Origin of the sequence: Rhodococcoides trifolii, assembly GCF_014635345.1 — a bacterium.
Taxonomy (GTDB): domain Bacteria; phylum Actinomycetota; class Actinomycetes; order Mycobacteriales; family Mycobacteriaceae; genus Rhodococcoides; species Rhodococcoides trifolii.
In genome coordinates this window covers 775,083-801,490 of record NZ_BMCU01000001.1, presented here as the reverse complement: position 1 = coordinate 801,490, position 26,408 = coordinate 775,083, and the positions used below count along the sequence as shown (strand labels likewise).

The following is a 26,408-nucleotide window of genomic DNA, read 5'->3' as shown; positions in this document are numbered from 1 at the left end:
ACCGGTCAGGCGGCCGCAGCCTGTTCCCAGCCGAGCACGTCGGCGTAGTGGCCCATCAGTTCGCCACAGATGGCGGGCCACGTGCGGTGCACGACGGATTTGCGCGCCGCGTCCGCGAAGCGCGAGCGGACCACCGGATCGATCAACGCGCCCACCGCGCTGGGCAGCAGTTCTTCGAACCGCGGAACCGGCAGGAGGTACCCGTTGCGGCAATGGTTGACCAGATCGATGGGACCGCCCGCCTCCGGGCCGATCACCGGGACGCCGCTCGAGAGCGCCTCCTGCACGGTCTGGCAGAACGTCTCGTGCTCACCGGGGTGCACGAACACGTCGAAGCTCGCGTATGCCTCCGCGAGGTCGGATCCGCCGAGCTGCCCGAGGAACCTCGCCCGTGGCATGAGTTTCTCGAGCCGCGGACGTTCCGGACCGTCCCCGACGATCACCACCTGCACCCGCGGATCCGTGGACAGTTCGGCCAGCCGTTCGACGTGCTTCTCCGGTGCTAGGCGGCCGACGAATCCCACGATGAGGGCGTCGTCGGTCCAGGCCGATCGCAGGTCGGCTCGACGCGCCGACGGGGCGAACCTCGTCGTCTCCACCCCGCGTCCCCACTTGTGGACACGGGGAATATTCTGTGCAGCAAGGGCTTCCATGGCCGACGTCGACGGCGCGAGTGTGCGGGTGGCGCCGCGGTGAATGCGTCGAGTCCACCGCCAGCACGCCTTCGACGTCAGCCCGAGACCGTAACTTTCGGCGAAACCCGCGACGTCGGTCTGGTAGACGGCGACGGTCGGAACATCGAGCCGCCGGGCCGCGGCCAGTCCGCCGGCGCCGAGCGCGAAGGGCGACGCCAGATGCACCACGTCGGGATCGAAGTCCCGCAGAGCTCCCGTCAGTCCCGGCGCGGGAATCCCGACGGGTAGGGAGCTGACCTTCGGAACGTTCACGGACGGCATCCGCAGCACCGGGACGCCGCGATGTTCGGTCGGAGCGTCCGGGACGCCGATCGGAGTGTCCGGAGCGATCACCATTGCCGTGTGTCCGGTGCGCTCGAGATGCTCGAGCACCCGGACGACGGAGTTGGTGACTCCGTTCATGTTGGGCAGGAACGATTCCGCGACGATCGCAATGCGCACCTCTCGAGTGTGGGAGGGCGTCACGGCCAGTCGGCAATGCCGACATTACGAAAGGGCTAACCAGTCGCTAACTTCTCTTGCGGGTGTACCAGAGCAACGGGGCCGCCACGACCCACGTGATCACGATGACGGACACGGCCGGAATCACCGCGACGGAGGCATCACGCCCGGCGACGCGCACCAGATCGGGGTCGCTCTGCGCGTACTCCACGTCGATTCGCTGCCCGGCCACCAGATTGGTGGGGTACAGCACCCCGAGGGGCGGGTTGTGCGTCAGACCGTCGGGCGTCACGTAGGAGACGGCAGATCGAAGCCGACCGGCGGACAACACCTCGGCAGTCGCGAACCCTTCGTTGCTGCTGATCGTTCGGTCGTTTCGCCAGGCGGCGAGCACCAGCAGCACGGCCAGCGTCGACATCCCGATCGCGACGATCCAGAGCACCCGATGGGTGCGGCGCCGCGCTGGGCTGCGGCCCTCGGTGGTCGTCACGGTGCTCAGGCTAGCGGCACGACCGTGCGGGAAGGCCGGAGGCCGGTCGGCTGTTTCAGCGGGTAACGTCCCGCACCATGTCCCGCAAGTTCGAGTTCAGCGAGTCCTTCGACGTCGCACCCGACGTCGCCTACGAGGCGATGACCGACCACGACCTGTGGTCCAAGCGCGTCGACGACACCAAGGGACGTGTGGACATGGAGTTCGCCACCCTCCCCGACGGGGGCTTCACCGTCTCCATGTCGGAGGGCGTCGGCGCTCAGGTGCTGCCGGGCATCGTGAAGAAGGTGGTCCGCGGTGATCTGAAGATCGTCCGCACCGACACCTGGGGCCCGCTGCAGGGCGATCGTGCGTCGGGAACCCTGAAGGGTGGGTCCACCGGACTCCCGTCCAAGGTCGATGCCACGTTCACGCTCGAACCGTCGGGCAGCGGCTCGAAGCTCACGCTGAAGGGCAAGGCGGAGGTCAAGATTCCGCTCGTCGGCGGCAAGATCGAATCCATGGTGACGGACATGATCGGCAAGTTGGTGCGGTCCGAGAGCAAGCAGGCGCGGGAGTGGCTGGCGGAGCGGCAAACCTGATCCGACCGGCCTTCGGCCTACCCGCGCAGAACTGATCCGACCGGCCTCCGGCCTACCCGCAGGCCTAGAGACTGCGCCTGATCGCCCCGTGCAGCTCCCGTAGCCCCGACCGTTCCGTCGACACCTCGAGCACCCGGATACCGTCGGCGTGACCGCCCAGCTCGAGAGCGAGTTCCTCGGTGTCGACGCGAGTGTGCGGAATGCGGTATGCCGCACAGAGAGCCGCGAGATCCATTCCGTGGGGAGTGCCGAACACCCGCTCGAAGACGCCCGCATACTGGGGATCACCTTGCTCGAGGAGTTCGAAGATCCCGCCGCCGTCGTCGTTGGCCACCACGATGGTCAGGTCCAGTGGGCGCGGCTCACCGGTACCGATCAGCAGCCCGGCGGCGTCGTGGAGAAAAGTCAAATCCCCCAGCAGCGCAACGGTTCTGCGGCCGTGGGCCAGGGCTGCACCCACCGCCGTCGACACCGTGCCGTCGATACCCGCGACGCCGCGGTTGGACAGCACGCGGACGTCGGCGCGGGGGTAGCTGACCAGCGCCATGTCGCGCACGGGGTTCGACGCGCCGAGCAGCAACAGATCACCGGGTTGCCGGGCTTGCGCGATCACGGATGCGACGTGCAGGCCGGTGGACTTCGGGTGGGCCGACAGTTGCTGCTGCACAGCATCGTCGGCAGCCGTGGACGCGTCGGCGCATCGCTGCAACCACTCGTCCGACGGCGCCCCGGTGACGATCGCACGCGTACCCGTCGCCCGCACGTTTCCGGACACATCGGGCCAACGGGGTCCGGTGGTCAGCGCAAAGACGTCCACCTGCGGGTCGGCGAGCAACGACGACACCTGACGATGCAACGTCGGACGTCCGGTGATGACAGCCTGTTTCGGCTTCAGTGCAGACAGGGCAAGAGGATTCAGAGCCTGCCCATGCAGGGGCGCGGTCGGTTCCGCGACCGTCGGCAGACCCGCGAGTTCACTGCGCAGCGCGGATCCGTGACCGGAGACGACGACGGTCTCGCGGGTCAGATCCAGATGCAGCGGTACGTCCAACGAAGCGTATTCGGTTGTCGTCCAGGCACTTCCGTCGGATCGGCCGGTGGTGCTGGTCGCCTGCAGGTCCGCCGGGTCGGGCGTCAACGGTTCGCGCAGCGGCATGTCGAAATGCACGGGACCGGCGTTGCCCGAACGAGTTCCGCGAGCCGCGGCCAACACCCGGCACACCGCCGAGCGCCACTGACTGTTCTGCGTCGGCCCATCCTCGGCGAGTCCGAGGCTGATCGTTGCGCGCACCTGGCTCCCGAACAGACCCAGCTGCTCGACGGTCTGGTTGGCGCCGGTTCCGAGCATCTCGTACGGCCGATTGGCGCTGAGCACGACGAGCGGGACGCGGGCGTAGTTCGCCTCGAGCACCGCCGGGGCCAGGTTGGCTACCGCGGTGCCGGACGTCATGACCACCGGCACCGGCCGCCCACTCGACACGGCGAGACCGATCGCGAGGAAACCGGCGGTGCGTTCGTCGATCCGCATGTGGAGACGAATGCGGCCGGCCTGGTCGGCAGCTTGGAGCGCGAAGGCCAGTGGTGCGTTCCGGGACCCCGGGCACAGCACCACATCCTGCACGCCGCCGCGAATCATCTCGTCGACGACGGTGACGGCCTGGTTGGTGGACGGGTTCACCAATCCAGATTGCCACAACCGATAGGGCAGACTCGAGCAGGTGCGTACTGTCTTCGATCCAGAGAACATCGAGCCCGGCGACTACTACAGGCTGCTCACGGCGTCGATCGTCCCCCGTCCGATCGCCTGGGTGTCGTCGGTCTCGGCCGACGGTGTGGCGAACCTCGCCCCCTACAGCTTCTTCACGGTGGCTTCGACGGCCCCGCCGGTGGTGCAGTTCACCTCGGTCACTCGCAAGGACAGCCTGCGGAACATCGAGGCCACCGGAGAGTTCGTCATCAACCTGGCGCACGAACCGCTCATGGACATCGTCAACGCGAGCTCGGCGAACTACGAGAGCGAGACGAGCGAGTTCGACGCCCTCGGCATCGAATCGGAGGCCAGCGAGAAGGTGACGCCGCGGCGCGTTGCCGCTGCCCCGATTGCGATCGAGGCCACACTGCGTCAGGTGATCGAGGTGGGCAACTGCTTCGTCGTGATGGGCGACGTGGTTGCGATGGCCGTCAAACCCGACTTCCTGGCCGACGACGGGCTCCCGACCTTCGCCGACATCGCCCCCCTGAGCCGACTCGGTCGTGACGAGTGGGGCCTGACTCCGCCCGTCCGCCGGATCGAGAGGCCCGACCGACCGTCCACGTGATGCGGGGGCACCCCGACCGGCCGTCGGTCGTTCCGTGGTTCGCGCTCGCGGTCGTCACCGCCCTCGCCACCTTCGGCGCAGAACGCCTCGGCCTTCCGTCGGCGGCATTGTTCGTCGCACTGTTCGTCGCGACCGGTTTCGCGCTGGCGAGCGTCGGCCCATCCGGGGTACCGCGCAAGGCGGCCATGACGGCGCAGGCGGTGCTCGGTGTCGAAATCGGCACTCTTCTGCAGCGAGACACGTTGTCGGGCTTGGGTTCCGGATGGATTGCCGTCGTACTGGTCTGTCTGGGAACACTGCTGCTCAGCCTTGCGGCGGGAGCGATGCTGGGCCTGCACCGCGACGTCGACCACCTGACCGGGGCGCTCGCCCTGGTCGCGGGAGGCGCGTCGGGACTGGTCGCGATCACGCAGGAGCTGGGCGGCGACGAACGCGTCGTGGCGGTGGTGCAGTACCTGCGTGTCCTGTTGGTGACGGCGTCGCTTCCGCTGGTCGCGACTGTCGTGTTCTCGGCCGACACGTCCGCCGGACCCTCGGTGACGACGTCGGCAGGAACCGCCGAGTGGTACGTCGACGTTGCGTTCGTGGTGGTGTGCGCCGGCATCGGAATCGTCCTGGCGAAGGTGCTTCGCCTACCGGCGCCGGCACTGCTCGGCCCGCTGATCGTCTCGGCGGCCGCGGATTTGCTGGGCTTCGGTTTCGGCGCCGCGGTGCCGACCGTTCTGCTCACCGTCGCCTACTTCGCCATCGGGTGGCAGGCGGGACTGCGCTTCACGGTGGCGAGTCTGCGCTCGATCGGGCGGGTACTGCCGTGGGCACTACTGCTCATCATCGCGATCGCGGTGGGGTGCGCGCTCCTGGGACTGGTGCTGGTGCAGACGACGTCCATATCGCCCTACGAGGCGTATCTCGCGACGACGCCCGGCGGCGTCTACGCCGTTCTGGCCATTGCCGCGGCTACCGGGGTCAACGTGACCTTCGTGGTGGCGGCGCAGATAGTGCGGGTGTTCATGATGCTGTTCGCAGTGCCGGTCGGTGCACGGATCTACCAACGCCGACACCCCCGCGCGAACTGACCGCGCGGGGGGCGGGAAGGCCGGAGGCCGGTCGGTAATCGACCAACCGACGACCTAAGCCGTGGCGTGCTTCTGGATCAGGTCGCCGAGACGCGGGAGCGCCGCGGTGACGTTCTTCTTCGCCGACGGACGCAGCGACGAGTAGCCCTTCTTGATGGCCGACTTCGTGGTCTCCTCGATGCGGGCGTCGGTCACGCCGAGCAGCGCGTCCGATGCGGCGTCGGAGTTCGCGACGAGGTAGTCGCCGAAGGTTCCGGTCGGCGCCGCCTGGTACTGCTGCCAGAACGGCTCGAGGCTTTCGACGAATCCGGGCCACAGCTTGATGATGGCGTCGTCGATCACCGACGGACCGACCTTCTTCACGGTGCCGTACACGGCCTTGACGGTGAGGCCCTTGTCGGACACCTCGGAGTCGATCAGGCCCCGTACGTCGGCGAGCAGGGCCGGGCCCTTGGCCTCGTCGAGCAGGGATTCACGAAGTGGTACAGCCACGAAACAATCCTTCGGTCGGTTCAGTCGTTGTCGGGCCGGAGATTACCTCAGATGCTCGAAGGCCCGCCGAGCTCGGGCGTGCCACCACGCACGCCGCTCGGCCGACGCGGCGAGCCTATGCAGACGCGCCGGATCGGGCACCGACGCACCGACGTCGAGCCGCCCGTGCACGACCTCCCGACCGTCGGCGACGTCCTCGGCGAACAACCGCCCGGTGGCCAGACCGCAGGCATAGTCACCGTTCGTCAGAGCAGCTGCGGCGGCCAGTCCGGCACTCATTCCCACCGCGGTGTCCAACGCACTCGACACGACGATCGGAACCCCGTACTCGGCCAGCTCCGCGGCCAGTCGGACCACCGCACGCATCCCGCCGAGCGGGGGAACCTTGACGATCGCGACGTCGGCAGCGCCGGCGCGCACCACTCGCAACGGATCCTCGGCCTTGCGGATGCTTTCGTCGGCGGCGATCGGGGTCGAGACCCGTCTGCGCACCTCGGCCAGTTCCTCGACTGTGGCGCAGGGTTGCTCGGCGTACTGCAACTCGCCCAACGCATTCAGTGCACTGACCGCCTGCTCGACGGTCCACCCCCCGTTGGCGTCGACGCGGACCTGCTCCATCGACTCGCGCACCGCGTTCACCCGAGCGATGTCGTCGGCGAGCGTCTGGCCCTTCTCGGCTACCTTCACCTTCGCGGTCCGGGCGCCGGGGTAGCGCGCGAGGATCGACGGCACCTCGGCCGCGGGGACCGCAGGTACTGTCGCGTTCACCTCGACGGTGTCGCGCAGCATGACGGGCGGGCCTTGGTACGCCGCTTCGATTCCGGCGGCGAGCCAGTGCGCCGCTTCGGCGTCGTCGTACTCGGTGAAGGCACCGAACTCACCCCACCCGGCCGGGCCCTCGAAGAGCATGGCCTCGCGAACAGTGATGCCGCGGAAGCGAACTCGCATCGGCAGGCTCACCACGTGCGAGTGTGCCAGGATCTCCTCGATCACAGATCGAAACGACCGCGTTGCCGCTCCGGAACCAGATCGACGTAGTCCGGGTGCTTCTTGATGAACGCCTTGACGAACGGGCAGTACGGAAGGACGGTCTCCTCCCGACTACGGGCGTCGTCCAAGGCGAACCGGATGAGCTGCCCGGCGAGACCCCGGCCGCCGTACTCCGGTTCGACGATCGTGTGCAGGAAGGAGATTCCGCTTCCTTCCCGCTTGTACTCCGCATATCCGAGAGTCGTTCCGTCCTCCCGGATCTCGTAGCGATTGCGCTCCGGAACATCGACGACGTCGGCCATCACTTCTCCTTCGGTAGCGGGTGCTTGCTGAGAACGGACACGCGGTTGAACGCATTGATGGTGATCGCGGCCCAGATCAGGACGGTCAGCTTCTCCTCGCCGAGAACGTGCCGCAACCGGTCGTACTGTTCGTCGGAAAGGTGCTCTCCCGCAACGCTCGTCACGGCCTCGGCAATCTCGAGCGCGGCGCGTTCCTCGTCGGAGAAGATGGTGGCGTCGCGCCAAGCGGGCAGTACCGCGAGCCGGCGGTCGGTCTCTCCTGCGTTCCGCGCCGCCCGTGTGTGCAGGTCGAGACAGAACACACAGCGATTCATCTGCGACACCCGCACGTTCACGAGCTCCATCACGATGCGGCCCAGACCCGCGTGCTCCGCCTGGTTCTTGACGTCGAGCGCAACTGCGCCGAGATGCTTGTAGGCGGTCGGAGCGGCCTTGTCGAGAAAGACGCGAGTGGTCATCGCTCGAGGGTAGACGGGACGACTGCGCACCTTCCAGCGATCCGCACACGAAGGAACGTGTGAAGGTTGCTCGAATGTGCCCAGTCGTCGGATACTCGACCGGCCATGCCCTCCTTTCTCTCCCTCGTCCTGGCCGGGGTCCTGTGGGGCACCGGCGGCATCATCGGTTCGCTGCTCGCCGACGCGTCCGGAGCATCGTCCGTCGCGATCGCGGCGTACCGACTGTTCCTCGGTGGCGCGGTGCTGGCGGCAATCGAACTCGTGCGCCGGTCCCGAATCACGAACGCCCTGAACAGAATCCTGCTCACCGGCGTCATCGCAGCGGTGTTTCAAGGCTGCTACTTCGCCGCGGTCGCCTCGGGGGACGTGGCGTCGGCAACGCTGGTGACCATCGGTTCGGCACCGGTCATCGTGACCGTGGTGGACGCGGTCAGGCGACGCACGATTCCGGGAGCGATCATCTGGGTGCGTCTCGTTCTCGGCATCGGCGGGCTCGCACTCTTGGTCGGCGGCACACCGAGCGGCGTGACGAGCACGCTGTTCGCACTCGCGTCCGGAGCGGCGTTTGCCACGTTCACCATGCTCGGCCGAAGACCACTGTCCGCGGGCGTCGAACAGAGCGTGGTGACAGCGTGGGGATTCGTCGTGGGCGGCGCGCTCCTGTTCGCGCTCGCCGCGGTCGGTCCAGGAGCTGGTCTGGAACTGTCGAGTGAATCGGTCAGCCTTCTCGTGTTGTTCGCACTCGTGCCCACTGCGCTGGCGTACTCGCTCTTCTTCCGCGGGCTACGCGGTGCGTCGGCCGCAACCGCGACACTCGTGGCGCTCCTCGAACCGCTGACCGCGACGGTGCTGGCCGTCTTGATTCTTCGCGATCCGGTGACCGTTGCCATGGTGATCGGCGCAATCCTGCTGCTGCTGTCGATCGGGCTCGCGGGCCGAAAGGAGCCACGATGATCGTTCGACCCATGCTCTCGGCCGACCTCGAGGCGGTGGTCGCGTTCCCGCCGGATCCGACGATTCGAGACCTGAGCATCGACCGCGTCCGCGCCGAGTTCGCTGCAGGCCGATTCCGTCCGGAGTGGACGTGGATTGCCGAGAGCAACGGCGCTCTCGTCGGCCGCGCCCTGTGGTGGGGCCGGTCCGACAGCACCTCTCCGTTGGCCCTCGACTCGTTGCACGTCCTGAAACCGGCCGACCGTGTTGCGGTGGGCGCAGCTCTGCTGACCTCTCCGACGTTCGAACGCCCGGAATACGTCATCGCGCTCGAACCGGGTTCGAACAGCCAGTGGCGCATCGACGCGGCTGCACGCGCTGGGCTGACCGAACGCCTGGAACGGCTGCAGGTGGAGTGGACTCCCGCATCCGGCGCGCCGCCCGCGTCCACGCGCCTGACGTTCCGCAGCGGCACCGACGAGGAGTTCGTCGACTTGTTCGTTCGCGCGGCGGTGGGAACGCGAGACGTCACCACGGCCCGGGCGCTGACGGTGATGACGCCGGACGAACAGGCTCGGGACGACCTGGACTTCTACCTCGGCTGTCCCGGCGAGCGATCGTGGTGGTGCGTGGCCGAAGAGGACGACGAGGTGGTCGGGTTCATCCTTCCGTCCGCGACGCCCTACTCCCGCAATGTCGGCTACCTCGGCGTGCTGCCCGAGCATCGAGGGCGGGGACTCGTCGACGATCTGCTCGCCGAGGTGACACGAATCAACGCGGGCGCAGAGAGGATCACCGCGACGACGGACGTCACCAACGAGCCGATGGCGGCAGCGTTCGAGCGCGCCGGCTATCGGGTGACCGAGGTGCGGCTGGTTCTTACTGCTGACCCGGCAACAGCTGCACCATGAGCGCATCGGAGTCGGCGATCAGCTCACCGTCTTCGTTCTTCAACGTCGCACTGATGAACGTCTTGCGGCCCTCGACCTTGTCCACGTGGCCCTCGACCACCAGCGGCTGGTTCAGCGGTGTGATCTTGCGGTAGTTGACGTGCAGGTACGCGGTTCGGCTGATGGGCCGTCCGTACGCGTGCTGCGTCAGGCCGAAGAGGTCGTCGAACAACAGCGGCAGGGTGCCGCCGTGCGCGGCACCGTTGCCACCGAGATGGAAGCGCCGGAACACCCCACGGCTGCGCACACCGTCGGCGTCGAACTTCTCGACCGTCCAGGGCAGCATCAGGAGGCTGCCACGGCCGGGAAGGCGCGGGACACGGCCGGCCGGCGTTTTGCGCTCGGGTACCACGTGCGGCTCCATCGTCGCGACGAGCTGCTGGGTCTGCGCCAGCGCGGCCTTCAACGCATCCGCGGGCATGTCGACCGACACGGCGAGGTCCTGTACTCGCCGCAGCGCTTCGATCAGCTCTCCGTACTCGGGTTCGACCTTCGCCGTCTCGAATTTGGGGAACCCACCGTGCTCGTTGTAATGCTCGTCGACAGCCATTCGAAGCACCGTAACTTATCGTGGGCGATGTGAGTTTCGACGAGAAGTTGTGGCGACCTGTTCCCGGTTTCGACGATCTGGTGGACATCACCTATCACCGACACATCACCGACGGCACCGTCCGCGTGGCGTTCGATCGCCCCGAGGTTCGCAATGCGTTCCGGCCGGGAACGGTCGACGAGCTCTACCGCACCTTGGACCACGCGCGCATGACGTCCGACGTGGGTGCGGTGCTGCTCACCGGCAATGGACCAGCCCCCAAGGACGGGGTGTGGGCCTTCTGCTCGGGTGGTGACCAGCGTATCCGCGGTCGCAGCGGGTACCAGTACGCCGAGGGCGAGACCGCCGACACCGTCGACAAGGCGCGGGCCGGCCGCCTGCACATCCTCGAGGTGCAGCGGCTGATCCGCACCATGCCGAAGGTCGTGATCTGCCTGGTCAACGGGTGGGCAGCCGGCGGCGGACACAGCCTGCACGTGGTGTGCGACCTGACGATGGCCAGTCGCGAACACGCACGGTTCAAGCAGACCGACGCCGACGTCGGCAGCTTCGACGGGGGGTACGGCAGCGCCTACCTCGCGAAGATGGTCGGGCAGAAGTTCGCCCGCGAAATCTTCTTCCTCGGCGAGACGTACTCCGCGGAGGACATGCACCGCATGGGCGCGGTCAACAAGGTCGTCGATCACGCCGAGCTCGAGAACGAGGCCATCGCGTGGGCGAAGACGATCAACGGCAAGTCGCCTCAAGCGCAGCGCATGCTCAAGTACGCGTTCAATCTTCAGGACGACGGTTTGGTGGGCCAGCAACTCTTCGCCGGTGAGGCAACCCGCCTCGCCTACATGACGGACGAGGCGGTCGAAGGGCGCGATTCGTTCTTGGAGAAGCGCGAACCGGACTGGTCGCCGTACCCCTGGTACTTCTGAACCCTGCTGGGTACTCGGAGGGCATGGAAGACCAGCCCTCCCCCGAAATGCCAGCTCCCGAGCACATCCGTCCCGACGGCGTCGACGACGACACCGTGTCCGCCGTCGGAACGCTGTCCGAGGCCCTCGAGACCGTCGAGCGCGCCCGTGGACAACTCTACGAATTCCACCAGCTCATGGGTCATGCGGACCTGTTGCTGGGCAACGCGATCGACGAACTTCGCGAAGCAGGCCACTCGAAGATCGCGGACCGACTGCAGGAAAAGATGTTGGGCCGCAACACGATTCCGGGCCGGTGGACATTCCAGATCGTCGAAGAATTCGACGACGGCTACTGGGACGAGTTCCGCAGCCACGAACGCACCGTGCGCGACGAACTACTCGAGGGCAAGCGCCACATCTTCGAGGCGGAGATGAAGGAGAACCGTCGTACGCACGGCCGACAGGGCCACGAAGCCACCCCGTGACCGCTACCGTGGCAGCCGTGGAGATTCTGAGCAGTCGCGTCATCCTGAGGCCGGCGGACTACGACGTCACCTTGGCGTTCTACCGGGACACCCTCGGCTTGGGTATTGCGCGCGAATATCCGGGTGGCACAGTATTTTTCGCCGGCCAGTCGTTGATCGAGATCGCAGCGCACGGGGCGAGCGGCGTGCCGTCGACATTCGACGGCGCGCTGTGGTTGCAGGTACGCGACGTCCACGACATCGCAACGAAGGTGGATGTCGACAGGGGTCCGACAGAAGAGCCGTGGGGACTGATCGAAATGTGGACGAAGGACCCCGACGGCGTGCCGATCGTGTTCGTGCAGATTCCCGAGGACCATCCGCTACGCAGGGACCAGCGCTGAGCGACGCGCCTTGCGTGTCGCGCGTCCGCAGCGCCACAGATATATCGGGCTGGGCGGGACCCAGCCCAACTGCAGTCCCATCGACTGGTCGTCTCGGACGGCCCAATGCTCGACGACGAAACCATTGACGATGCGTTGGAAATGCACCTGACGGACCTGAAAGGTCTTGCCGGTCGGCGCGAACGCACGCTCGACGGTCACGTCGGGGGTCCACACGACGAAGTCCCCGGTCTGTCGACCGGAGAGCAGTCCGTAGGACACCACGAGATCGCCCTCGACCACGTGTTGCGTGGTGGTCCACGCCAATTCGCTGAACGCAGTTCGAAGCCATCGACCGGTCGCGGCAAACGCTGCCGGCCCGGTTCCGCGAGCATCCGGGGGTTCTGCGATCGACTCGTGATTCACCGCATCGGGATGGAACACGTCGTTGGCCTCGCGTTCCTCCTCTACGACGGCATGCAGTGCAGCGTCGGCAACCGTGGTCATCTCGACGCGATGGACGGAAACAGTCATTGCTCCACCTTTCGATACAGTGCCCTGTATTAAAACGAGACAGTAGCCTGTAATGAACTCGAGGACAACACTCTCGAGACAACACATCCGGAGACACTCGTTGGCGTACGACAACGGCCGTCGTGCAGCGGCGGCTCGGCGGACCAGGGCCTGCATTCTGCGGGCGGCCGCGGACCTGTTCCTCGCGAACGGATATGGGGCAACGACCATCCGGGAGGTTGCACGGGCCGCCGGCGTGTCCCAGGAAACGATCTACAAGTCGACGGGCGGCAAAGCGCCGCTGCTCAAGGCGGTCTGGGACGTGACCCTGGCCGGAGACGACGAAGACCTTCCGCTCGCGGCGCGGCCCGAGGCGCAGGCGGTGCGAGCCGCGACGAATCCTGATCAGGCTGCGACGGCGTACGCCGAACTCGCGGCGGTGGTGTCCGCGCGTACCGATCCACTTCTACGCCTGCTGCTCGGCGCCCGAGGGAGCGATCCTGCCCTCGGCGAGTTCGCCGACGAGGTCGACGCGGAGCGCCTGGCGGGCAGCTCCGCCGTCGTTCGCCACTGGTTCGCGGCGGGATGGATCCGCCCGGATCTGACGGCCGAGAAGGCCGGCCAGATCTTGTGGGCTCTGAACTCGCCGGGGCCACGCTGGCATTTATTGGACATCGGGTGGAGCTCAGCCGAGTTCACGACGTGGCTCGCAGACACCATTCGACGGTCGATCCTGGCCTGATCGACGATTGACAGGGCGAACGATCAGTGCTGATACTGTCATCACTTCGTCACCTGAGAGGCTCCGATGAGTACTACGAGAACAGCGCTCGTCACGGGCGCCACGTCCGGGATCGGGTACGCGGTTGCACGCGAGTTGGCCGACCGCGGTTACCGCGTCATCGGGACCGGCCGGAACACGTCGACCGGCGTCGGCCATGCGGACGGTGTGGAGTACGTCGACCTCGATCTGACGTTCCCGAACAGCGTCGAGAGGTGCGCCGCTGCCGTCGGTGACATCGACATTCTGGTGAACAACGCCGGCGAAAGTCAGTGCGGCCCATTGGAAGAGCTGCCGCAGGAGGAACTGCAGCGAATCTTCCAGCTCAACGTGTTCGGACCGGTTCACCTCACTCAGCTTCTCCTGCCGGGTATGCGCGCTCGCGGCTACGGGCGCGTGGTGATGGTCGGGTCCATGCTGGCCAGCTTTCCGGTCGCGTTCCGCTCCTCGTACGTTGCGTCCAAGGCTGCGATCAAGGGTTTCGCCACCAGCGCCCGCGCCGAGGTGGAGCCGTACGGGGTCAAGATCACCACCGTCGAACCCGGCGCCATCGACACCGGGATCTCGACGCGGCGCAACCACTGCATCACTCCGGATTCGGTGTATCGGAACGAGTATCGAACGGTGATCGGCAAACTCGACGCCAACGAGGCAGTCGGCATCTCGGCCCCGCGGGTGGCACGCACCGTCGTCGCCGCGATCGAAGCGGAGAACCCGAAGCCCCTCTACGCGGTCGGCAGCCGAGCACCGTTGGCGTTCGCCCTGAAACGGGTCGCGCCCGATGCCGTCATGGAAAAGATCGTTCTGAGGCAGCACGACATTCACTGAACAGTCCAGGGGGGGACACATGGTCGAGGTTTCACGTCGAAATGCCATCCGGGCACTCGCCACCGGGGGCGTGGTGGCCGGGCTCGGAGTGCGCGCACGTACAGCGTCGGCCGCCCCGACCGGCAACTACCGGATCGACCTGCATTCGCACTTCCTTCCTCCTCGCTATCGCGATGCGTTGACTGCAAGCGGATACACCGCGAAGTCGCTGGCACCGGTCCCGTCGTGGTCTCCGGCGGAAGCACTGCAGTTCATGGACGCACACGGCATCGGAACCCAGGTCGTGTCGATCTCGGATCCCGGAGTCGGGTTCCTGTCCGGCCCCGCTGCCGTCGAGATGGTCCGCTACACCAACGACTATGCGGCCGACCTGGTCGAGCAACACCCCACCCGGTTCGGGGCCTTCGCGTTTCTGCCACTCCCCGATGTCGTGGCGTCGTTGGCCGAACTCACCCACGCATTGGACGTTCGAGGACTCGACGGCGTCGTCCTACTGTCGAGCTACAACGGCATCTATTTGGGGGACGCCCGCTTCGAACCGGTCATGGCCGCCTTGAACGCACGCAGTGCGTTCGTCTTCGTCCACCCCGCCGAGTTGCCGCCCGACAACCGGCCCGAGCTGCCGTTCCCCGCTTTCTACGAGGAATACCCTTTCGACACCACGCGCGCCGCGGCCATTCTCATGGCATCGGGAACGATCGACCGGTACCCGAACATTCGCTTTTCCCTCGCTCACGCCGGCGGCTGCCTCCCGTTTCTGTCCGCCCGCTTGGCGCTCCCTCGATCGGCGGTTCCAGCGGCGCCCGAGGTCTCCGTGTTCGCGACCCGAGGCTCCATCAGGAAGTTTTTCTACGACACCTCGCTCTCCGCGTCGGCGGCGGCCATGCGCAGCGTTCTCGAAGTGACGGACATCGACAACATCGTGTTCGGATCCGACTGGCCGTTCAGCGGACTCGTCTACCGCGCCGACACCACGACCGACCCCGCGCCCGGGCTGAGCGACGTTTTCGATTCCGATCAGCGATACCGAATCGAACGGCTGAACGCGTTGGACCAGTTGCCGTCGGTCGCCGCACGGATCGGGCGCTGACCAGGCAATTCGGGCGAAACGGACATTCAAGGTGAACGGAGAATGAACATATCCGGACCGGTGGATCGGAACGTCGGAAAAAGCGTTCCCGCGGTTTTACTTCCGCGAATCCGGGCCGCACACTTTGCCTCGTGACTGCGGAATTCATCGTATTGGCGGTTGTTGTCGTCACCGCCCTGGCCTTCGATTTCACGAACGGCTTTCATGACACCGGGAATGCCATGGCGACCTCCATCGCCACGGGCGCACTGAAGCCGAAGGTCGCGGTTGCCCTCTCGGCGTCGCTGAACCTGGTCGGCGCCTTCTTGTCCACCGCGGTCGCCGCCACCATCGCGAAGGGACTCGTCGACGCCAACCTCGTCTCCCTCGAGATCGTCTTCGCCGGTCTCGTCGGGGGCATCACCTGGAACCTCGCCACCTGGCTGCTCGGCATCCCGTCGAGCTCCTCGCACGCCCTCATCGGCGGAATCGTCGGCGCCATGATCGCCGCCGTCGGCGGCCACGGTGTCATCTGGCACGGTCTCGTCTCCTCGGTGATCATCCCCGCCGCGCTCTCGCCGATCATCGCGGGAACCGTCGCGGCGACGGGGACGTGGCTGGTCTACCGCACCACACGCACGGTCCCGGAGAAGCAGTCCGAGAAGGGATTCCGCTACGGCCAGATCGGCTCGGCGTCCTTGGTCTCGCTCGCGCACGGCACCAACGACGCACAGAAGACGATGGGCATCATCTTCCTCGCCCTGATCTCGTACGGATCGGTCTCGAGCTCGGACTCGATGCCCCCGATCTGGGTCGTCGTGTCCTGCGCCCTGGCCATCGCCGCCGGCACCTACCTCGGCGGCTGGCGCGTCATCCGCACCCTCGGCAAGGGACTGGTGGAGATCAAGTCCCCGCAAGGCATGGCCGCCGAATCGTCCTCGGCCGTCGTCATCCTCCTCGCATCGAACTTCGGCTTCTCCCTCTCCACCACCCACGTCGCGACCGGCTCCATCCTCGGATCCGGAGTCGGCAAGCCCGGCGCCGAAGTGCGCTGGGGCGTCGCGGGCCGCATGGCCACCGCATGGCTCATCACGCTGCCGGCGGCAGGTTTGGTCGGCGCGCTCTGCTACTTCCTCTCCCACGTCATCGGCGGACTGCCCGGCATCCTCGTCGTCTTCGCGATCCTCATCGCCGCGGCAACGTGGATGTACCTGCACTCGCGCAAGACACCCATCAACCCGGACAACGTGAACGACGAGTGGGACTCGTCCAGCACCTCCCCCGCCGTTCCCGCCGCCGCGACAGTCTAGAAAGGCAGCACACGATGTCCACCTGGCTCAACGTCAGCGCACTCTGGAAAGTGATCGTCTTCGGGCTCGTCCTCGGCGCCGGACTCCCCGCCCTGTTCGCGCTCGGAGTCCGCTCCGCCGCCATGGGAACCGCCGGCGCCGACGGAACCACCACCTCCACCTCACCCGCCGGAAAAGCGTTGGCATTCCTCGCCTTCGCCATCGTGGCCATCGCCGTCGTACTCGGAGTTCTCTTCATCTCCCGCGACTTCATCGGACACCACACCGGCGTTTACATCCTCGGCGCCAAAGCGAAGTAGCCGAATCGTGGCCGGGGGCGTCATCAATTCGATCGTGCAGTGGTTGCGTGCGGGGTATCCCAACGGAGTGCCCGAGCACGACTACGTCCCGTTGATGGCGCTCCTGTCCCGTCGACTCTCGCCCGGCGAGGTGCAGGAACTCGTCGACGAGCTCGCCCGGACGGGAGCCGACAAGGCCGACATCGGTGCGGCCATCACCAAGGTCACCGACGAGCTACCTCTGGACACGGACATGGATCGCGTGCGCTCGCGCCTCGCTGCGGGCGGCTGGCCGTTGGCCGATCCCTTCGAACCCTGGAAGACGTCCGAGCAGTAAACTGACCGGATGCCGCTTCCGCCCGTCCTGGCCGCGATCGTGGCGTGGCTTCGGACCGGATATCCGGACGGCGTACCGGAACGAGACTACGTCCCGTTGTTGGCGCTGCTTCGTCGCAGACTCACCGACGACGAAGTCGCGCAGGTGGCGTCCGCGTTCGGTTCCGACGCGTCGGTCGACACCGCGGACATCGGAGTCGGGATCAGCAAGGTGACCGACGAAGTGCCCAGCGAAGCCGACATCGAACGGGTGCGTCGTCACCTCGACGACTGGCCGGACAGATCGTGACCGCCGTTCTCCGGACCCTGGCGGTTCCGTCCGGACCCGCGGTGTCCTCCGTTCTGCCCATCCTGTCCGACATTCTCTCCGGCGCAGCGGATCCCATCCTTCCCGTCCCCGCGGACGACGCACGAGACGCCGCCCGCCTGACCGACGCGTTGGCGCCGGGGGCGCCGATCGAGGACGGTGTCGCCTTGGTGGTCGCCACCTCCGGATCGACCGGAATTCCCAAGGGCGCGTTGCTTTCTGCTGCTGCGTTGCGCGCGAGCGCGTCTGCAACCCACGCCCGTCTGGGCGGTGCCGGATCGTGGCTCCTCGCCCTCCCCGCCCACCACATCGCCGGCATGCAGGTGCTGCTGCGCAGCATCGCCGCGAACACCGAACCCGTCGTACTCGACGTCCGGCACGGGTTCGACCCGAACACACTGCCCGCTGCGATCGAGAACATGGACGGCCCTCGCCGGTACACGTCGTTGGTACCGACCCAACTGATCAAGGTGCTCGACAACCCCGCTGCCACGGCGGCGCTCGCATCCCTCGATGCCGTCCTGCTCGGCGGTGCGGCAACCCCCGCGCCCGTCCTCGCCCGTGCGGTCGACGCCGGCATCACCGTGGTGCGGACCTACGGAATGAGCGAGACGTGCGGTGGGTGCGTGTACGACGGCGTTCCATTGGACGGAGTCACCGTCTCTATGGACGCGTCGAACCGGCCGGCCTCCGGCCTACCCGCATCAGGACGGGTATTCCTCGGCGGTGCCACCCTCGCCTCGGGTTACCGCGGCCTACCCGATCACCCGGCCTTCGCCGAGCCCGGCCTGTTCCGCACCGACGACGCCGGCGTGCTGACGGAGAACGGTGTCCTGCGCATCGTGGGCCGGTTGGACGAGGCCATCACGACGGGCGGCCTGACCGTCGTGCCGCAGGTGGTCGAGGCGGCACTCGCCACGCACGACGGCATCGCCGAATGCGCCGTCGTGGGAGTGTCGGACGCGCGACTCGGCGAACGGGTAGCGGTGGCGATCGTGCCTGCACGGGGATCGACGGTCACGCTCGACGACGTCCGGGCTCACGTCGCGCAATCGCTGAACACACACGCATCCCCTCGGGAGATGCTGCTGGTCGACGCCCTACCGCTGCGCGGGCCAGGCAAAGTCGACCGAGCCGCGGTGCGGTCGATGTTCACCGTGGGCGGCTGACGTGTCCGGCGTCTGGATCTTCGTCGAGACCCTGTGCGGCGACCCAGCGCAAGCAACGGTTGTCGGATTGGGCGAACGGGACAAGGAGTGGGCATCGCTGACGCGTGCCGTTCCGTCGAAAGGGGCCTATGCCGCGGCCGTCCCGGCGATAACGCGCTGCGTCGAGACCGCATCGAATGCAACCGTGGCGATCAGCGGAACCGATGACTGCATCGTGGCTCGTCCCGCGCTCGGTCCGCAGGGGACCGTTCACGGCGTCGTTCTGTGGCACGGCCCGGCCGACGCAGTACCGGCGAGCTGGCCGGCCGCCGCAGGTTTCGATTGGTCGAGCGAGACTCGCGAAGTCAGGCTGGCTCGTGAACTGAGAGCCCTGCTCGGGTTGGACGACACCCGGCCGTCCATCACGATGGCGGAGGCGTTTCAGTCCGTCATCGAATTCGATGACGGCGCACTCGGTTTCATGTCCGCTACCTTGCGCCGCGCATCGGACAACAAGTGGATCGGGTCGCTGACCGTACGCACCGGGGATGGGCCGATGCCAGTACGAACGGCCATGCGTTCACTCTCTGCGCCGGACGAATCATACTGGCGTGCAGTGACATTCGAGTCGCGGCGCCCAGCGGTACCGTCGACCCGGTTGGTAGAATCCCTTGCGCTGGAAGCGCTGTCGCGCAATTCGGACACTGCGGTCGCCCTCATCGACCTCGAGAAGGTGCGTATCGTGCGGTGGATCACCGAGCCGATACCGAACATTGCCTGGAAGGGGGTGCGGGATCAGCGTGACACCCCGCACCCGGACGATGTCGACCGGATAGTCACCTCGATTCGCACCTTCTACCGCGGATCGACCGAATCCGACCTGGGCAGGATTCGTCTGCGACGGCTCGGCGGTGGGTGGACGGTGGTCGACGCGCGAGCCACACTCGTTTCGGTGCCGGACGGGCCGGGATTGCTGCTGGCCGAGTTCCGTACGATCGGCTTTTCCGACGACCCCGACCCGGTGCCGCCGACCGATACCGGCTATCAGACCTGAGACTCTCCGAGCCGCGACCGCTCGGCCAGACAGACCTCGAGATCCTTGGTCACCGACCACACGTCTTCGAGGTCACCGCTGAGGAGGAACGCGCGCTGGCGGGCCGTGAGCGCGAAGATGGCATTGTCCAGTTCGTCTGCGTCCATCGACGCGACCACTTCTCGGACATTGACGAAATCGCAGCTCACGAGTCTCCCGCAGTGTGCAACGGCACACGCATCTAGATGAGGTAGCTACGTCCGGGGCTGTCGACTCAAGCCTCGGGAAACCCTGGAAACGGGGCGCTCAGCGATATTAGCTGCGTCGGCGCGATTTGCGCAAAACCTCCGCCGCGCTTGGGGGCGTATGCGCGGTGCAAGAGCCGTGCAAGAACTCGGGTTCACAGTTACTCCATGACCACTCCAGCAATCGAGGCCGTGGGCCTCGTCAAGAAGTTCGGCACCCAACGCGCCGTCGACGGCGTCAGCCTCACCGTCCCCATGGGTGCGGTCTACGGCGTCCTCGGGCCCAACGGCGCCGGCAAGACCACGACCGTCCGCATGCTCGCGACGCTGCTGCGTCCCGACGCCGGATCCGCCCGCATCTTCGGCCACGACGTGGTGCACGAACCCACCGCGGTCCGTTCCCTCGTCGGCGTCACCGGTCAGTACGCGTCGGTCGACGAGGACCTGACCGCAACCGAGAATCTCGTCGTGTTCGCCCGCCTGCTGGGGCTGACCCGAACGGCGTCACGCATCAAGGCCGGCGAACTGCTCGAGGAGTTCGGTCTCACCGAAGCGGCAACCAAACCACTCAAGAACTTCTCGGGCGGCATGCGTCGACGACTCGACCTCGCGGCCAGCCTGATCGCCGCACCGCCCCTCCTCTTCCTCGACGAGCCGACGACGGGATTGGATCCGCGCACCCGCGCGCAGATGTGGGACACCATCAGAAACCTTGTCGCACAGGGTTCGACAGTCCTGCTCACCACTCAGTATCTCGACGAAGCCGACCAGCTGGCCGACCGCATCGCCGTCATCGACCACGGTCGCGTCATCGCCGACGGTACCGCCGACGAACTGAAAGCATCCGTCGGCACGTCCTCCCTGAACCTCGCGATCGCCGACCCGACCCGTATCGACGAGGCGCGCACCCTGGTGATCGGCGTGCTGGGAGTCGACGTCCTCGTCGCCCCGGACGGTGCTCGCCTCACCGCGCCCCTCACCTCCCCTTCCGTCACCACCGACGTCCTGATTCGTCTGCGCGAGAACGGTATCGAGGTCGACGAGATCACCGTCAGCAAGCCGAGCCTCGACGAAGTCTTCCTGACCATCACCGGTCAGCCCGAAAGGATTCCCGCATGACCACCACGCCATTGACCCCGACCGGCCTTCGGCCCAACCGCTCCGATCCACAAGCCACCCGCGCCGTACCCGTTCCGGCCGCTCGGACGATCTCACTCGAACAGACGGTCCGACACTCGTTGACGATGGCCTACCGGGGCCTGCTCAAGATCCGGCACAACCCGGAGCAGCTGTTCGACGTGACGCTGCAGCCCATCATCTTCACCGTCATGTTCACCTACATCTTCGGCGGCGCCATCGCCGGCGACATCTCGGCCTACCTGCCCACCATCATTCCCGGCATCCTCGTGCAGACCGTGATCACCGGGTCCATCGTCACCGGCACCCAGTTACGCGAGGATATGGACAAGGGAGTGTTCGATCGCTTCAAATCGCTTCCCATTGCCCGTATTTCGCCGCTGGCAGGCGCCCTGCTGGCCGACGTGGTGCGGTACGCCATCGCCACGACCGTGACGTTCATCGTCGGCTTCGCCATGGGTTACCGGCCCGCTGGAGGCGTCGTCGGGGTGCTCGTCGCCGCGCTGCTCGTCATGGTGTGCGCGTTCGCCATCAGCTGGATCTTCGCGCTCATGGGTGTGCTGATGAACAAGGCGTCGTCGGTACAGGGTGTGTCGATGCTCGTTCTGTTCCCGCTCACGTTCCTCTCCAACGCCTTCGTCTCGGTGGACACCATGCCGGGCTGGTTGCAGGCGTTCGTGAAGGTGAACCCGGTGTCGCACTTGGTCACTGCCGTCCGAGACCTCGCCAACAACGGCTCGATCGGCGTCGACTTCGGGCTGTCTCTCCTCGGCGCCGCGGTGATCGTCGCCGTCTTCGCTCCGCTCGCCGTGCGCACCTACATGCGCAAGACGTAGGAGATTCACACACCCTCGAGCAACTCCAACAGTTCCGATCGCGCGTTGACCCTCGTCTTCGTGGCGACCGCAGCACGGCCCTCCGCGACCCGTTCGTCGCCGAGGGCCGTGCGTGCGTCGGCGAGCAGTCGCTCCCACGACAGAGACGGCGAGTCCTGGCGGCTGCGCGCCTTGATGCCCAGAAGCAACAGGGACAGGCCTCGTGAGGTGTCGTCGCCGCTCGCGATCAGGAACGCGCCCACTGCGACTGCGACGCAACCGATCTGGGGATAGTCCGGGATGCCCCCGCGTCCGAGCCTGCGCCGCGCTCCGGTCGCGAGACGGGGTATCCACTCCCGAACGTCCTGCCACCGGCCGGCCGCCACGTGGGCGGCCACCGCACCGCTGATGATCACGAACGTCCCCGGATCCGGCGATTCCAGCGGATCCGGCCCACCCGCGTGGTCGACGGCACGCCGATACCCGGCGAGGCCGGCGACCGTATCCCCCTCCGCCAGGGTGCATTCCGCCGCCATGGCGGTCAGCATGGCAAGCGTCGCGTTGCGCTGCATCGGGTCGACGGCATCCGTCGTCGACATGCGGCCTCCCGTGAGGTCGGCCAACCGCACGCGGGCCTCGTCGAGCCTCCCGGCACCGATCATGGCGCCGCACAGGTAGCTTTCGACCTGCATGCTCTCCTCGTACGCGTGCAGCTCCCGCAGCTGCGCCACCGCCTCTTCGTAGAACCCGATACCGGCGGTGAATCTGCCTGTCTGCGAAAGGATGCTGCCGAGATTCTGAGTGATCACGCTGACCGACCACGTGTCGGACACCGACCGCGCCACCGCGAGCCCGGCCCTCCCGTCGCGTTCAGCACCGCGCAGGTTTCCCAGGTTCTCCCGCAGTGATGCCCGCGCCATGTACGCCGCGACCCGAACGGCCGGGTCGGCGTCGTGCAGCGCGGTCGCCAGCAGCCGGGGAGCGCCCCGCCCGGCGTCCGGAAGCGTCGACAGTTCGAACAGCAGGCGCACGGCCGGTCGCATGCCGGGTCGAGCACGCAGCGTGCGGCGGATGGTCGTCCGGGCCCGCGCGAGTCGGCGCGGCGTCATTCCGAACGTGAGATGTACTGCGGCGTAGAAGATCGCGGTTCCCAGCACGTCGTCGGGCACCTGTGCCGTGACCGGGTCCGTGATGTCGATCGACAGGATCTTCGGCGCCCACGCCATCACCTCGGAATGCGAACCGCGGATGGACCAGAAGAACGCGAGAACGGGAAACACCGTCAGGACGACGGCACTGTCGCCGGCCGAATCTGCCTGCCGCAGTGCCGAGACGAGGTTGTCGTGCTCGGCCTCGATCCGGTGGATCGCTGCGAGTTGATTTTCGGTCGTCACGTCGGCGGCGACGCGAAGGCTCAGGTCCGTCACCCAGCGGGCCGTGCGCGTGGTCACCTCGTCGCCCTCGCCGGACGCGACCAATCGCTCCTCGCCGTACTCGCGCACCGTCTCGAGCATGTGATAGCGCAAACCGGTGTCTTCGACCACGGACAGCATCGACTGCCCGACGAGACCGTCGATGGCCGAGCTCACGTCGTCGACGGCGCCGAACTGGGCAACCGCCTCCGCCGCGGACAGGGTGAATCCGGCGGGGAATCGGCAGAGCCGTCGCAGCGCGATCTGCTGCGATTCGTCGAGCAGGTTCCAACTCCACTCGATCACCGCACGCAGCGTCCGGTGCCGCGCGGGCGATGTCGGGTCTCCGGTCTTCAACAGCGCAAAGCGTTGCGCCAGGCGAACACTGATCTCCTCCACCGACATCGTGCGAACCTTCGCGGCTGCGAGTTCGATCGCCAACGGGAGACCGTCGAGCCGTCGGCACAGAGCGATCACCTCGGCCGCGTCGATGCGCACCGTCGGGCGTACCGCGCGGGCGCGGCTCGTGAAGAGTTCCGTTGCGGCGGAGACGGCAAGCGGCGGAAGCAGATACACGGACTCCGCCGTGATGGCCATCGGTGCTCGCGAGGTTGACAGAACGGTCAGACCGGGACTCGCCGCCGTCAGGTCCGCGACGATGTCCGCGACATCGGCGATCACGTGCTCGCAGTTGTCCAGAACGAGCAGCATCGGCCTGGCCGCCAACGACTCTCTCACGCGGGCACGAGCCGACACGCTGTCCGCACGGGCCAGACCCGCGTACCGCATGTCCGACTCGCTGACGCCGAGGGTCGCACCGATCGTCGTCACGACGTCGTCGCCGCTGCGAAGCGACGCCAGCTCCACGAGGGTGACCTGCCGAGCAGCCGTATTGAATGACGACCGGCCTCCGGCCTTCCCGCTGGAGGAACGCGCACCGATCTCGTGCGCCACGCGCGTCTTCCCGGTGCCTCCCGGGCCCAGAATCGTCGTCACCCGGAACCGCCGGGTCATGTCCTCGATGGCGTCGATGTCGTCCTCTCGGCCCACCAGCGGGTTGGGCGAGGCACGAATGCCGATGGCCGCCGGCACCCCGGGCGCCGCGCTCTGCCGCCCACGACGCGGCGCACTGTCCCCGCGCAGCAGATCCGCGTGCAGAGCCGAAATACGCGGCGACGGATCCGAACCCAGACGGTCGGCCAGACGGGCACGCAGACCCGCGTACACCGACAACGCTTCGTTGGTCCGACCCAATCCGTGCAGCGCCCGCATGAGTTCGAGATGCGCCGGCTCGTCGAGATCACGCGCCTCGCACGCGGCGACGGCCAGTGGCAGCGCGGTCTCGTGGTCACCGTCCTCGATAGAGCCACGAAGAACGATCGACTCCAGAGAGGCACGGCACCGCTGCGCTTCCGTCACCAGATCGTCGCGCAGGTCGCCTTCGGGGAGGTCCGCCCCGGGCGTGCCCGACCACAGCGCCGACGCGTCCAGAGCCAGATCCACTGCGCGGCGCGGGGAACCTTCGGCGAGAAGTTGCGCCGCTCGACGCTCCCACGCCCGTGCCAAGGTCAGGTCGATCCGTGACGGATCGATCAGCAACCGATACCCCGCAGGTCCGATCTCGAGCACGCCGTCCGGCAGTGCGGCACGCAGACGCGACACCTGCGTGTGCAGCGCGTTCATCGGCGAGCGCGGCGGAGAATCGGACCACACGTCCTCGATGAGCGCGTGCGCTGTGCGGCTTCGACCGGGTCGGACGGCGAGCGCCGCGAGGACGCTGCGGGAACGCGCTCCGGGAAGCGGCACCAACTCGTCGCCGCGGCGGGTCGACACGTCGCCGAGCAGACGCACGAGAACGTCGGGAACACTCATGTGAATTTCACCAGAACCACATCGTAGGTAAGGATCGACGCATGGCGACAGCAGCCCAGTGGATCGAAGGCGCGAGACCGCGCACCCTGCCGAACGCGATTGCGCCCGTCGTCGCCGGAACCGGCGCCGCCGCGGCGATCGACGGTGTCACGTGGTGGAAGGCGGTGCTCGCGCTGATCGTCGCGCTCGCCCTGATCGTGGGGGTCAACTACGCCAACGACTACTCCGACGGCATCCGGGGCACGGACGACGACCGTGTCGGGCCCCTTCGCCTGGTGGGGTCCAAGGTGGCGTCGCCCCGGTCGGTGAAATTCGCCGCCGCCGGTTGTTTCGCTCTCGCGGCGGTGGCCGGTCTGGTGCTGGCCGTCACGACAGCGTGGTGGCTCGTGCTGATCGGTGTCGTCTGCATCGCCGGCGCCTGGTTCTACACCGGCGGATCGAAGCCCTACGGCTACAGCGGTTTCGGTGAGATCGCGGTGTTCGTGTTCTTCGGTCTCGTCGCGGTTCTCGGAACCCAGTTCGTTCAGGCCGAGCGGGTCGACTGGGTGGGGTTGGTCTGCGCCGTCGCCGTCGGCTCGTTCTCGAGTGCCGTACTGGTGGCGAACAACCTGCGCGACATCCCTACCGACACCGAATCCGGCAAGGTCACGCTTGCCGTTCGTCTCGGTGACACCCGCACGCGCACTCTGCATCTCGTGTTGATCGCCGTCCCGTTCGTGATCAGCCTGCTCCTGCTGATCGCCACCCCGTGGTCGCTGCTCGGGCTGCTCGCACTCGTGTTCGCAGTTCGCGCCAACGCTCCGGTGCGCGGCGGCAAGCACGGTATGGAACTCATTCCGGCGCTGCGTGACTCCGGTCTCGCGATGCTGCTGTGGTCCGTCGGAACTTCTGTCGCGCTGTTTTTGGTTTAACCCCGGCGCTCCGGAACCAAGGCGCCCAGGACGAAGTTGACGATCGAGATGATGATCGCGCCCCAGAACGCCGCTCCGAATCCCGCGACGGTCAGTCCGTAACCGGTCGAATCGGTGACCGCGGCGGTCAGCCACAGCATCAGCGCGTTGATCACCAAGGTGAACAGGCCGAGCGTCAGGATGAGCAGCGGCAGCGACAGCAGCTTGACCACCGGCTTGATGAACGCGTTGATCACGGTGAACACGACGGCGATGCCGAGCACGACAACGATGTCCCATCCCGTGCCCTTCCCCGAACTGGCGAGCGCAATGCCGCCGACGAAGTGCGCCGCCACCCAGATCGCGATGGCGTTGATGACGAGCCGTACGACGAGAATCATCGGTC

Annotated in this window: 32 protein-coding genes; 20 read left to right on the top strand and 12 right to left on the bottom strand. The window is 66.9% G+C overall.

Features of this window, described 5'->3' with window-relative positions:
- Positions 1 to 5 precede the first annotated feature (5 nt).
- Positions 6 to 1,136, bottom strand: a complete 1,131-nt coding sequence (locus tag IEW02_RS03890) for a glycosyltransferase family 4 protein (protein ID WP_188543347.1) — start codon at positions 1,134 to 1,136, stop codon at positions 6 to 8.
- Positions 1,137 to 1,203: 67 nt separating this feature from the next.
- Positions 1,204 to 1,554, bottom strand: a complete 351-nt coding sequence (locus tag IEW02_RS03885; RefSeq protein WP_188543996.1) for a DUF3592 domain-containing protein — start codon at positions 1,552 to 1,554, stop codon at positions 1,204 to 1,206.
- A 149-nt stretch (positions 1,555 to 1,703) separates the two neighbouring features.
- On the opposite strand from IEW02_RS03885, the gene IEW02_RS03880 reads away from it, so the two are divergent.
- Positions 1,704 to 2,207: a DUF2505 domain-containing protein gene (locus IEW02_RS03880; RefSeq protein ID WP_188543346.1), complete on the top strand. Its 504-nt coding sequence runs from the start codon at positions 1,704 to 1,706 to the stop codon at positions 2,205 to 2,207.
- 64 nt (positions 2,208 to 2,271) lie between these two features.
- Here IEW02_RS03880 and menD read toward each other — a convergent pair whose 3' ends face one another.
- The gene (gene menD, locus IEW02_RS03875; protein ID WP_188543345.1) at positions 2,272 to 3,885 is read right to left on the bottom strand and encodes a 2-succinyl-5-enolpyruvyl-6-hydroxy-3-cyclohexene-1-carboxylic-acid synthase; all 1,614 of its coding nucleotides are present in this window, start codon (positions 3,883 to 3,885) and stop codon (positions 2,272 to 2,274) included.
- A gap of 40 nt (positions 3,886 to 3,925) precedes the next feature.
- On the opposite strand from menD, the gene IEW02_RS03870 reads away from it, so the two are divergent.
- Both IEW02_RS03870 and IEW02_RS03865 read left to right on the top strand, forming a co-directional pair.
- The gene (locus tag IEW02_RS03870; protein ID WP_188543344.1) at positions 3,926 to 4,525 is read left to right on the top strand and encodes a flavin reductase family protein; all 600 of its coding nucleotides are present in this window, start codon (positions 3,926 to 3,928) and stop codon (positions 4,523 to 4,525) included.
- Positions 4,525 to 5,601, top strand: coding sequence for an AbrB family transcriptional regulator (locus IEW02_RS03865; RefSeq protein WP_188543343.1), 1,077 nt, complete (start codon positions 4,525 to 4,527; stop codon positions 5,599 to 5,601). Before IEW02_RS03870 ends, IEW02_RS03865 begins: the two co-directional genes overlap by 1 nt.
- 54 nt (positions 5,602 to 5,655) lie before the next feature.
- Here IEW02_RS03865 and IEW02_RS03860 read toward each other — a convergent pair whose 3' ends face one another.
- Genes IEW02_RS03860 through IEW02_RS03845 form a run of 4 tightly spaced genes read right to left on the bottom strand, consistent with a single transcriptional unit; the run spans position 5,656 to position 7,843 of the window.
- Positions 5,656 to 6,093, bottom strand: coding sequence for a DUF6918 family protein (locus tag IEW02_RS03860; protein WP_188543342.1), 438 nt, complete (start codon positions 6,091 to 6,093; stop codon positions 5,656 to 5,658).
- Positions 6,094 to 6,135: 42 nt separating this feature from the next.
- On the bottom strand, positions 6,136 to 7,083 hold the full coding sequence (locus IEW02_RS03855; RefSeq protein ID WP_188543995.1) for an o-succinylbenzoate synthase: 948 nt from the start codon (positions 7,081 to 7,083) through the stop codon (positions 6,136 to 6,138).
- The gene (locus IEW02_RS03850; RefSeq protein ID WP_229745761.1) at positions 7,083 to 7,385 is read right to left on the bottom strand and encodes a GNAT family N-acetyltransferase; all 303 of its coding nucleotides are present in this window, start codon (positions 7,383 to 7,385) and stop codon (positions 7,083 to 7,085) included. The genes IEW02_RS03855 and IEW02_RS03850 overlap by 1 nt, the downstream gene beginning before the upstream one ends.
- Positions 7,385 to 7,843: a carboxymuconolactone decarboxylase family protein gene (locus IEW02_RS03845; RefSeq protein ID WP_188543340.1), complete on the bottom strand. Its 459-nt coding sequence runs from the start codon at positions 7,841 to 7,843 to the stop codon at positions 7,385 to 7,387. The genes IEW02_RS03850 and IEW02_RS03845 overlap by 1 nt, the downstream gene beginning before the upstream one ends.
- A 105-nt stretch (positions 7,844 to 7,948) precedes the next feature.
- Between IEW02_RS03845 and IEW02_RS03840 the strand changes: the two genes are divergently transcribed.
- Positions 7,949 to 8,797 (top strand): DMT family transporter, encoded by an 849-nt coding sequence (locus IEW02_RS03840; protein ID WP_188543339.1) that lies wholly within the window; start codon positions 7,949 to 7,951, stop codon positions 8,795 to 8,797.
- Positions 8,794 to 9,687, top strand: coding sequence for a GNAT family N-acetyltransferase (locus tag IEW02_RS03835; RefSeq protein ID WP_188543338.1), 894 nt, complete (start codon positions 8,794 to 8,796; stop codon positions 9,685 to 9,687). Before IEW02_RS03840 ends, IEW02_RS03835 begins: the two co-directional genes overlap by 4 nt.
- Here IEW02_RS03835 and IEW02_RS03830 read toward each other — a convergent pair.
- On the bottom strand, positions 9,656 to 10,276 hold the full coding sequence (locus IEW02_RS03830; RefSeq protein WP_188543337.1) for a PaaI family thioesterase: 621 nt from the start codon (positions 10,274 to 10,276) through the stop codon (positions 9,656 to 9,658). The genes IEW02_RS03835 and IEW02_RS03830 overlap by 32 nt on opposite strands.
- Before the next feature lie 29 nt (positions 10,277 to 10,305).
- On the opposite strand from IEW02_RS03830, the gene IEW02_RS03825 reads away from it, so the two are divergent.
- From IEW02_RS03825 to IEW02_RS03815, 3 genes are read left to right on the top strand one after another with little or no spacing between them, the layout of a single operon-like run.
- Complete coding sequence (locus IEW02_RS03825) at positions 10,306 to 11,199, top strand: 1,4-dihydroxy-2-naphthoyl-CoA synthase (RefSeq protein ID WP_188543336.1); 894 nt, start codon at positions 10,306 to 10,308, stop codon at positions 11,197 to 11,199.
- A gap of 23 nt (positions 11,200 to 11,222) precedes the next feature.
- Positions 11,223 to 11,666, top strand: coding sequence for a hypothetical protein (locus tag IEW02_RS03820; RefSeq protein WP_188543335.1), 444 nt, complete (start codon positions 11,223 to 11,225; stop codon positions 11,664 to 11,666).
- Positions 11,667 to 11,683: 17 nt separating this feature from the next.
- Positions 11,684 to 12,049 carry a VOC family protein gene (locus IEW02_RS03815; RefSeq protein WP_188543994.1) on the top strand — a complete coding sequence of 122 codons (366 nt, stop codon included), beginning with the start codon at positions 11,684 to 11,686 and terminating at the stop codon, positions 12,047 to 12,049.
- On the opposite strand, the gene IEW02_RS03810 is transcribed toward IEW02_RS03815, so the two are convergent.
- Positions 12,029 to 12,562: an ester cyclase gene (locus tag IEW02_RS03810; RefSeq protein ID WP_188543334.1), complete on the bottom strand. Its 534-nt coding sequence runs from the start codon at positions 12,560 to 12,562 to the stop codon at positions 12,029 to 12,031. The two genes, IEW02_RS03815 and IEW02_RS03810, sit on opposite strands and share 21 nt — an antisense overlap.
- Positions 12,563 to 12,614: 52 nt before the next feature.
- Between IEW02_RS03810 and IEW02_RS03805 the strand changes: the two genes are divergently transcribed.
- The 9 genes from IEW02_RS03805 to IEW02_RS03765 all read left to right on the top strand — a co-directional run bounded on the left by IEW02_RS03805 (position 12,615) and on the right by IEW02_RS03765 (position 19,652).
- Entirely contained in the window at positions 12,615 to 13,283 is a 669-nt protein-coding gene (locus tag IEW02_RS03805) for a TetR/AcrR family transcriptional regulator (protein WP_188543333.1), read from the top strand.
- Positions 13,284 to 13,349: 66 nt separating this feature from the next.
- Positions 13,350 to 14,150, top strand: coding sequence for an SDR family oxidoreductase (locus IEW02_RS03800; protein ID WP_188543332.1), 801 nt, complete (start codon positions 13,350 to 13,352; stop codon positions 14,148 to 14,150).
- A gap of 19 nt (positions 14,151 to 14,169) precedes the next feature.
- Positions 14,170 to 15,240, top strand: coding sequence for an amidohydrolase family protein (locus IEW02_RS03795; RefSeq protein WP_188543331.1), 1,071 nt, complete (start codon positions 14,170 to 14,172; stop codon positions 15,238 to 15,240).
- Positions 15,241 to 15,371: 131 nt separating this feature from the next.
- The gene (locus tag IEW02_RS03790) at positions 15,372 to 16,529 is read left to right on the top strand and encodes an inorganic phosphate transporter (RefSeq protein ID WP_188543330.1); all 1,158 of its coding nucleotides are present in this window, start codon (positions 15,372 to 15,374) and stop codon (positions 16,527 to 16,529) included.
- Between the two features lie 14 nt (positions 16,530 to 16,543).
- Positions 16,544 to 16,828 (top strand): hypothetical protein, encoded by a 285-nt coding sequence (locus IEW02_RS03785; RefSeq protein WP_188543329.1) that lies wholly within the window; start codon positions 16,544 to 16,546, stop codon positions 16,826 to 16,828.
- Between the two features lie 7 nt (positions 16,829 to 16,835).
- The gene (locus tag IEW02_RS03780; protein ID WP_229745760.1) at positions 16,836 to 17,144 is read left to right on the top strand and encodes a DUF3349 domain-containing protein; all 309 of its coding nucleotides are present in this window, start codon (positions 16,836 to 16,838) and stop codon (positions 17,142 to 17,144) included.
- A gap of 9 nt (positions 17,145 to 17,153) precedes the next feature.
- On the top strand, positions 17,154 to 17,432 hold the full coding sequence (locus tag IEW02_RS03775; protein ID WP_188543328.1) for a DUF3349 domain-containing protein: 279 nt from the start codon (positions 17,154 to 17,156) through the stop codon (positions 17,430 to 17,432).
- Positions 17,429 to 18,619 (top strand): o-succinylbenzoate--CoA ligase, encoded by a 1,191-nt coding sequence (gene menE, locus IEW02_RS03770; RefSeq protein ID WP_188543327.1) that lies wholly within the window; start codon positions 17,429 to 17,431, stop codon positions 18,617 to 18,619. Before IEW02_RS03775 ends, menE begins: the two co-directional genes overlap by 4 nt.
- A gap of 1 nt (position 18,620) precedes the next feature.
- Complete coding sequence (locus tag IEW02_RS03765; RefSeq protein ID WP_188543326.1) at positions 18,621 to 19,652, top strand: GAF domain-containing protein; 1,032 nt, start codon at positions 18,621 to 18,623, stop codon at positions 19,650 to 19,652.
- Here the strand turns inward: IEW02_RS03765 and IEW02_RS03760 are convergent.
- Positions 19,643 to 19,840 (bottom strand): hypothetical protein, encoded by a 198-nt coding sequence (locus IEW02_RS03760; RefSeq protein ID WP_188543325.1) that lies wholly within the window; start codon positions 19,838 to 19,840, stop codon positions 19,643 to 19,645. The two genes, IEW02_RS03765 and IEW02_RS03760, sit on opposite strands and share 10 nt — an antisense overlap.
- 204 nt (positions 19,841 to 20,044) lie before the next feature.
- Here IEW02_RS03760 and IEW02_RS03755 point away from each other — a divergent pair, with 204 nt between their 5' ends.
- Positions 20,045 to 20,995: an ATP-binding cassette domain-containing protein gene (locus IEW02_RS03755; RefSeq protein WP_188543324.1), complete on the top strand. Its 951-nt coding sequence runs from the start codon at positions 20,045 to 20,047 to the stop codon at positions 20,993 to 20,995.
- Positions 20,992 to 21,849, top strand: a complete 858-nt coding sequence (locus IEW02_RS03750; protein ID WP_188543323.1) for an ABC transporter permease — start codon at positions 20,992 to 20,994, stop codon at positions 21,847 to 21,849. Before IEW02_RS03755 ends, IEW02_RS03750 begins: the two co-directional genes overlap by 4 nt.
- Before the next feature lie 5 nt (positions 21,850 to 21,854).
- On the opposite strand, the gene IEW02_RS03745 is transcribed toward IEW02_RS03750, so the two are convergent.
- A complete protein-coding gene (locus IEW02_RS03745; protein WP_188543322.1) occupies positions 21,855 to 25,112 on the bottom strand; it encodes an AfsR/SARP family transcriptional regulator in 3,258 nt (1,085 codons plus the stop codon).
- 41 nt (positions 25,113 to 25,153) lie between these two features.
- On the opposite strand from IEW02_RS03745, the gene IEW02_RS03740 reads away from it, so the two are divergent.
- A complete protein-coding gene (locus IEW02_RS03740) occupies positions 25,154 to 26,023 on the top strand; it encodes a 1,4-dihydroxy-2-naphthoate polyprenyltransferase (RefSeq protein ID WP_188543321.1) in 870 nt (289 codons plus the stop codon).
- On the opposite strand, the gene IEW02_RS03735 is transcribed toward IEW02_RS03740, so the two are convergent.
- Complete coding sequence (locus IEW02_RS03735) at positions 26,020 to 26,403, bottom strand: phage holin family protein (RefSeq protein WP_188543320.1); 384 nt, start codon at positions 26,401 to 26,403, stop codon at positions 26,020 to 26,022. The genes IEW02_RS03740 and IEW02_RS03735 overlap by 4 nt on opposite strands.
- Between the last annotated feature and the right edge of the window lie 5 nt (positions 26,404 to 26,408).

Bases quoted from the DNA above. Each gene is read 5' to 3' on its own strand.
- IEW02_RS03735 (WP_188543320.1), bottom strand. From the start codon at position 26,403: ATGATTCTCGTCGTACGGCTCGTCATCAACGCCATCGCGATCTGGGTG.
- IEW02_RS03805 (WP_188543333.1), top strand. From the start codon at position 12,615: ATGAACTCGAGGACAACACTCTCGAGACAACACATCCGGAGACACTCG.
- IEW02_RS03795 (WP_188543331.1), top strand. From the start codon at position 14,170: ATGGTCGAGGTTTCACGTCGAAATGCCATCCGGGCACTCGCCACCGGG.
- IEW02_RS03755 (WP_188543324.1), top strand. From the start codon at position 20,045: ATGACCACTCCAGCAATCGAGGCCGTGGGCCTCGTCAAGAAGTTCGGC.
- IEW02_RS03785 (WP_188543329.1), top strand. From the start codon at position 16,544: ATGTCCACCTGGCTCAACGTCAGCGCACTCTGGAAAGTGATCGTCTTC.
- IEW02_RS03885 (WP_188543996.1), bottom strand. From the start codon at position 1,554: ATGTCGACGCTGGCCGTGCTGCTGGTGCTCGCCGCCTGGCGAAACGAC.
- IEW02_RS03880 (WP_188543346.1), top strand. From the start codon at position 1,704: ATGTCCCGCAAGTTCGAGTTCAGCGAGTCCTTCGACGTCGCACCCGAC.
- IEW02_RS03810 (WP_188543334.1), bottom strand. From the start codon at position 12,562: ATGACTGTTTCCGTCCATCGCGTCGAGATGACCACGGTTGCCGACGCT.
- IEW02_RS03750 (WP_188543323.1), top strand. From the start codon at position 20,992: ATGACCACCACGCCATTGACCCCGACCGGCCTTCGGCCCAACCGCTCC.
- IEW02_RS03845 (WP_188543340.1), bottom strand. From the start codon at position 7,843: ATGACCACTCGCGTCTTTCTCGACAAGGCCGCTCCGACCGCCTACAAG.
- IEW02_RS03835 (WP_188543338.1), top strand. From the start codon at position 8,794: ATGATCGTTCGACCCATGCTCTCGGCCGACCTCGAGGCGGTGGTCGCG.
- IEW02_RS03775 (WP_188543328.1), top strand. From the start codon at position 17,154: ATGCCGCTTCCGCCCGTCCTGGCCGCGATCGTGGCGTGGCTTCGGACC.
- IEW02_RS03850 (WP_229745761.1), bottom strand. From the start codon at position 7,385: ATGGCCGACGTCGTCGATGTTCCGGAGCGCAATCGCTACGAGATCCGG.
- IEW02_RS03830 (WP_188543337.1), bottom strand. From the start codon at position 10,276: ATGGCTGTCGACGAGCATTACAACGAGCACGGTGGGTTCCCCAAATTC.
- IEW02_RS03745 (WP_188543322.1), bottom strand. From the start codon at position 25,112: ATGAGTGTTCCCGACGTTCTCGTGCGTCTGCTCGGCGACGTGTCGACC.
- IEW02_RS03865 (WP_188543343.1), top strand. From the start codon at position 4,525: ATGCGGGGGCACCCCGACCGGCCGTCGGTCGTTCCGTGGTTCGCGCTC.
- IEW02_RS03820 (WP_188543335.1), top strand. From the start codon at position 11,223: ATGGAAGACCAGCCCTCCCCCGAAATGCCAGCTCCCGAGCACATCCGT.
- IEW02_RS03740 (WP_188543321.1), top strand. From the start codon at position 25,154: ATGGCGACAGCAGCCCAGTGGATCGAAGGCGCGAGACCGCGCACCCTG.
- IEW02_RS03800 (WP_188543332.1), top strand. From the start codon at position 13,350: ATGAGTACTACGAGAACAGCGCTCGTCACGGGCGCCACGTCCGGGATC.
- IEW02_RS03840 (WP_188543339.1), top strand. From the start codon at position 7,949: ATGCCCTCCTTTCTCTCCCTCGTCCTGGCCGGGGTCCTGTGGGGCACC.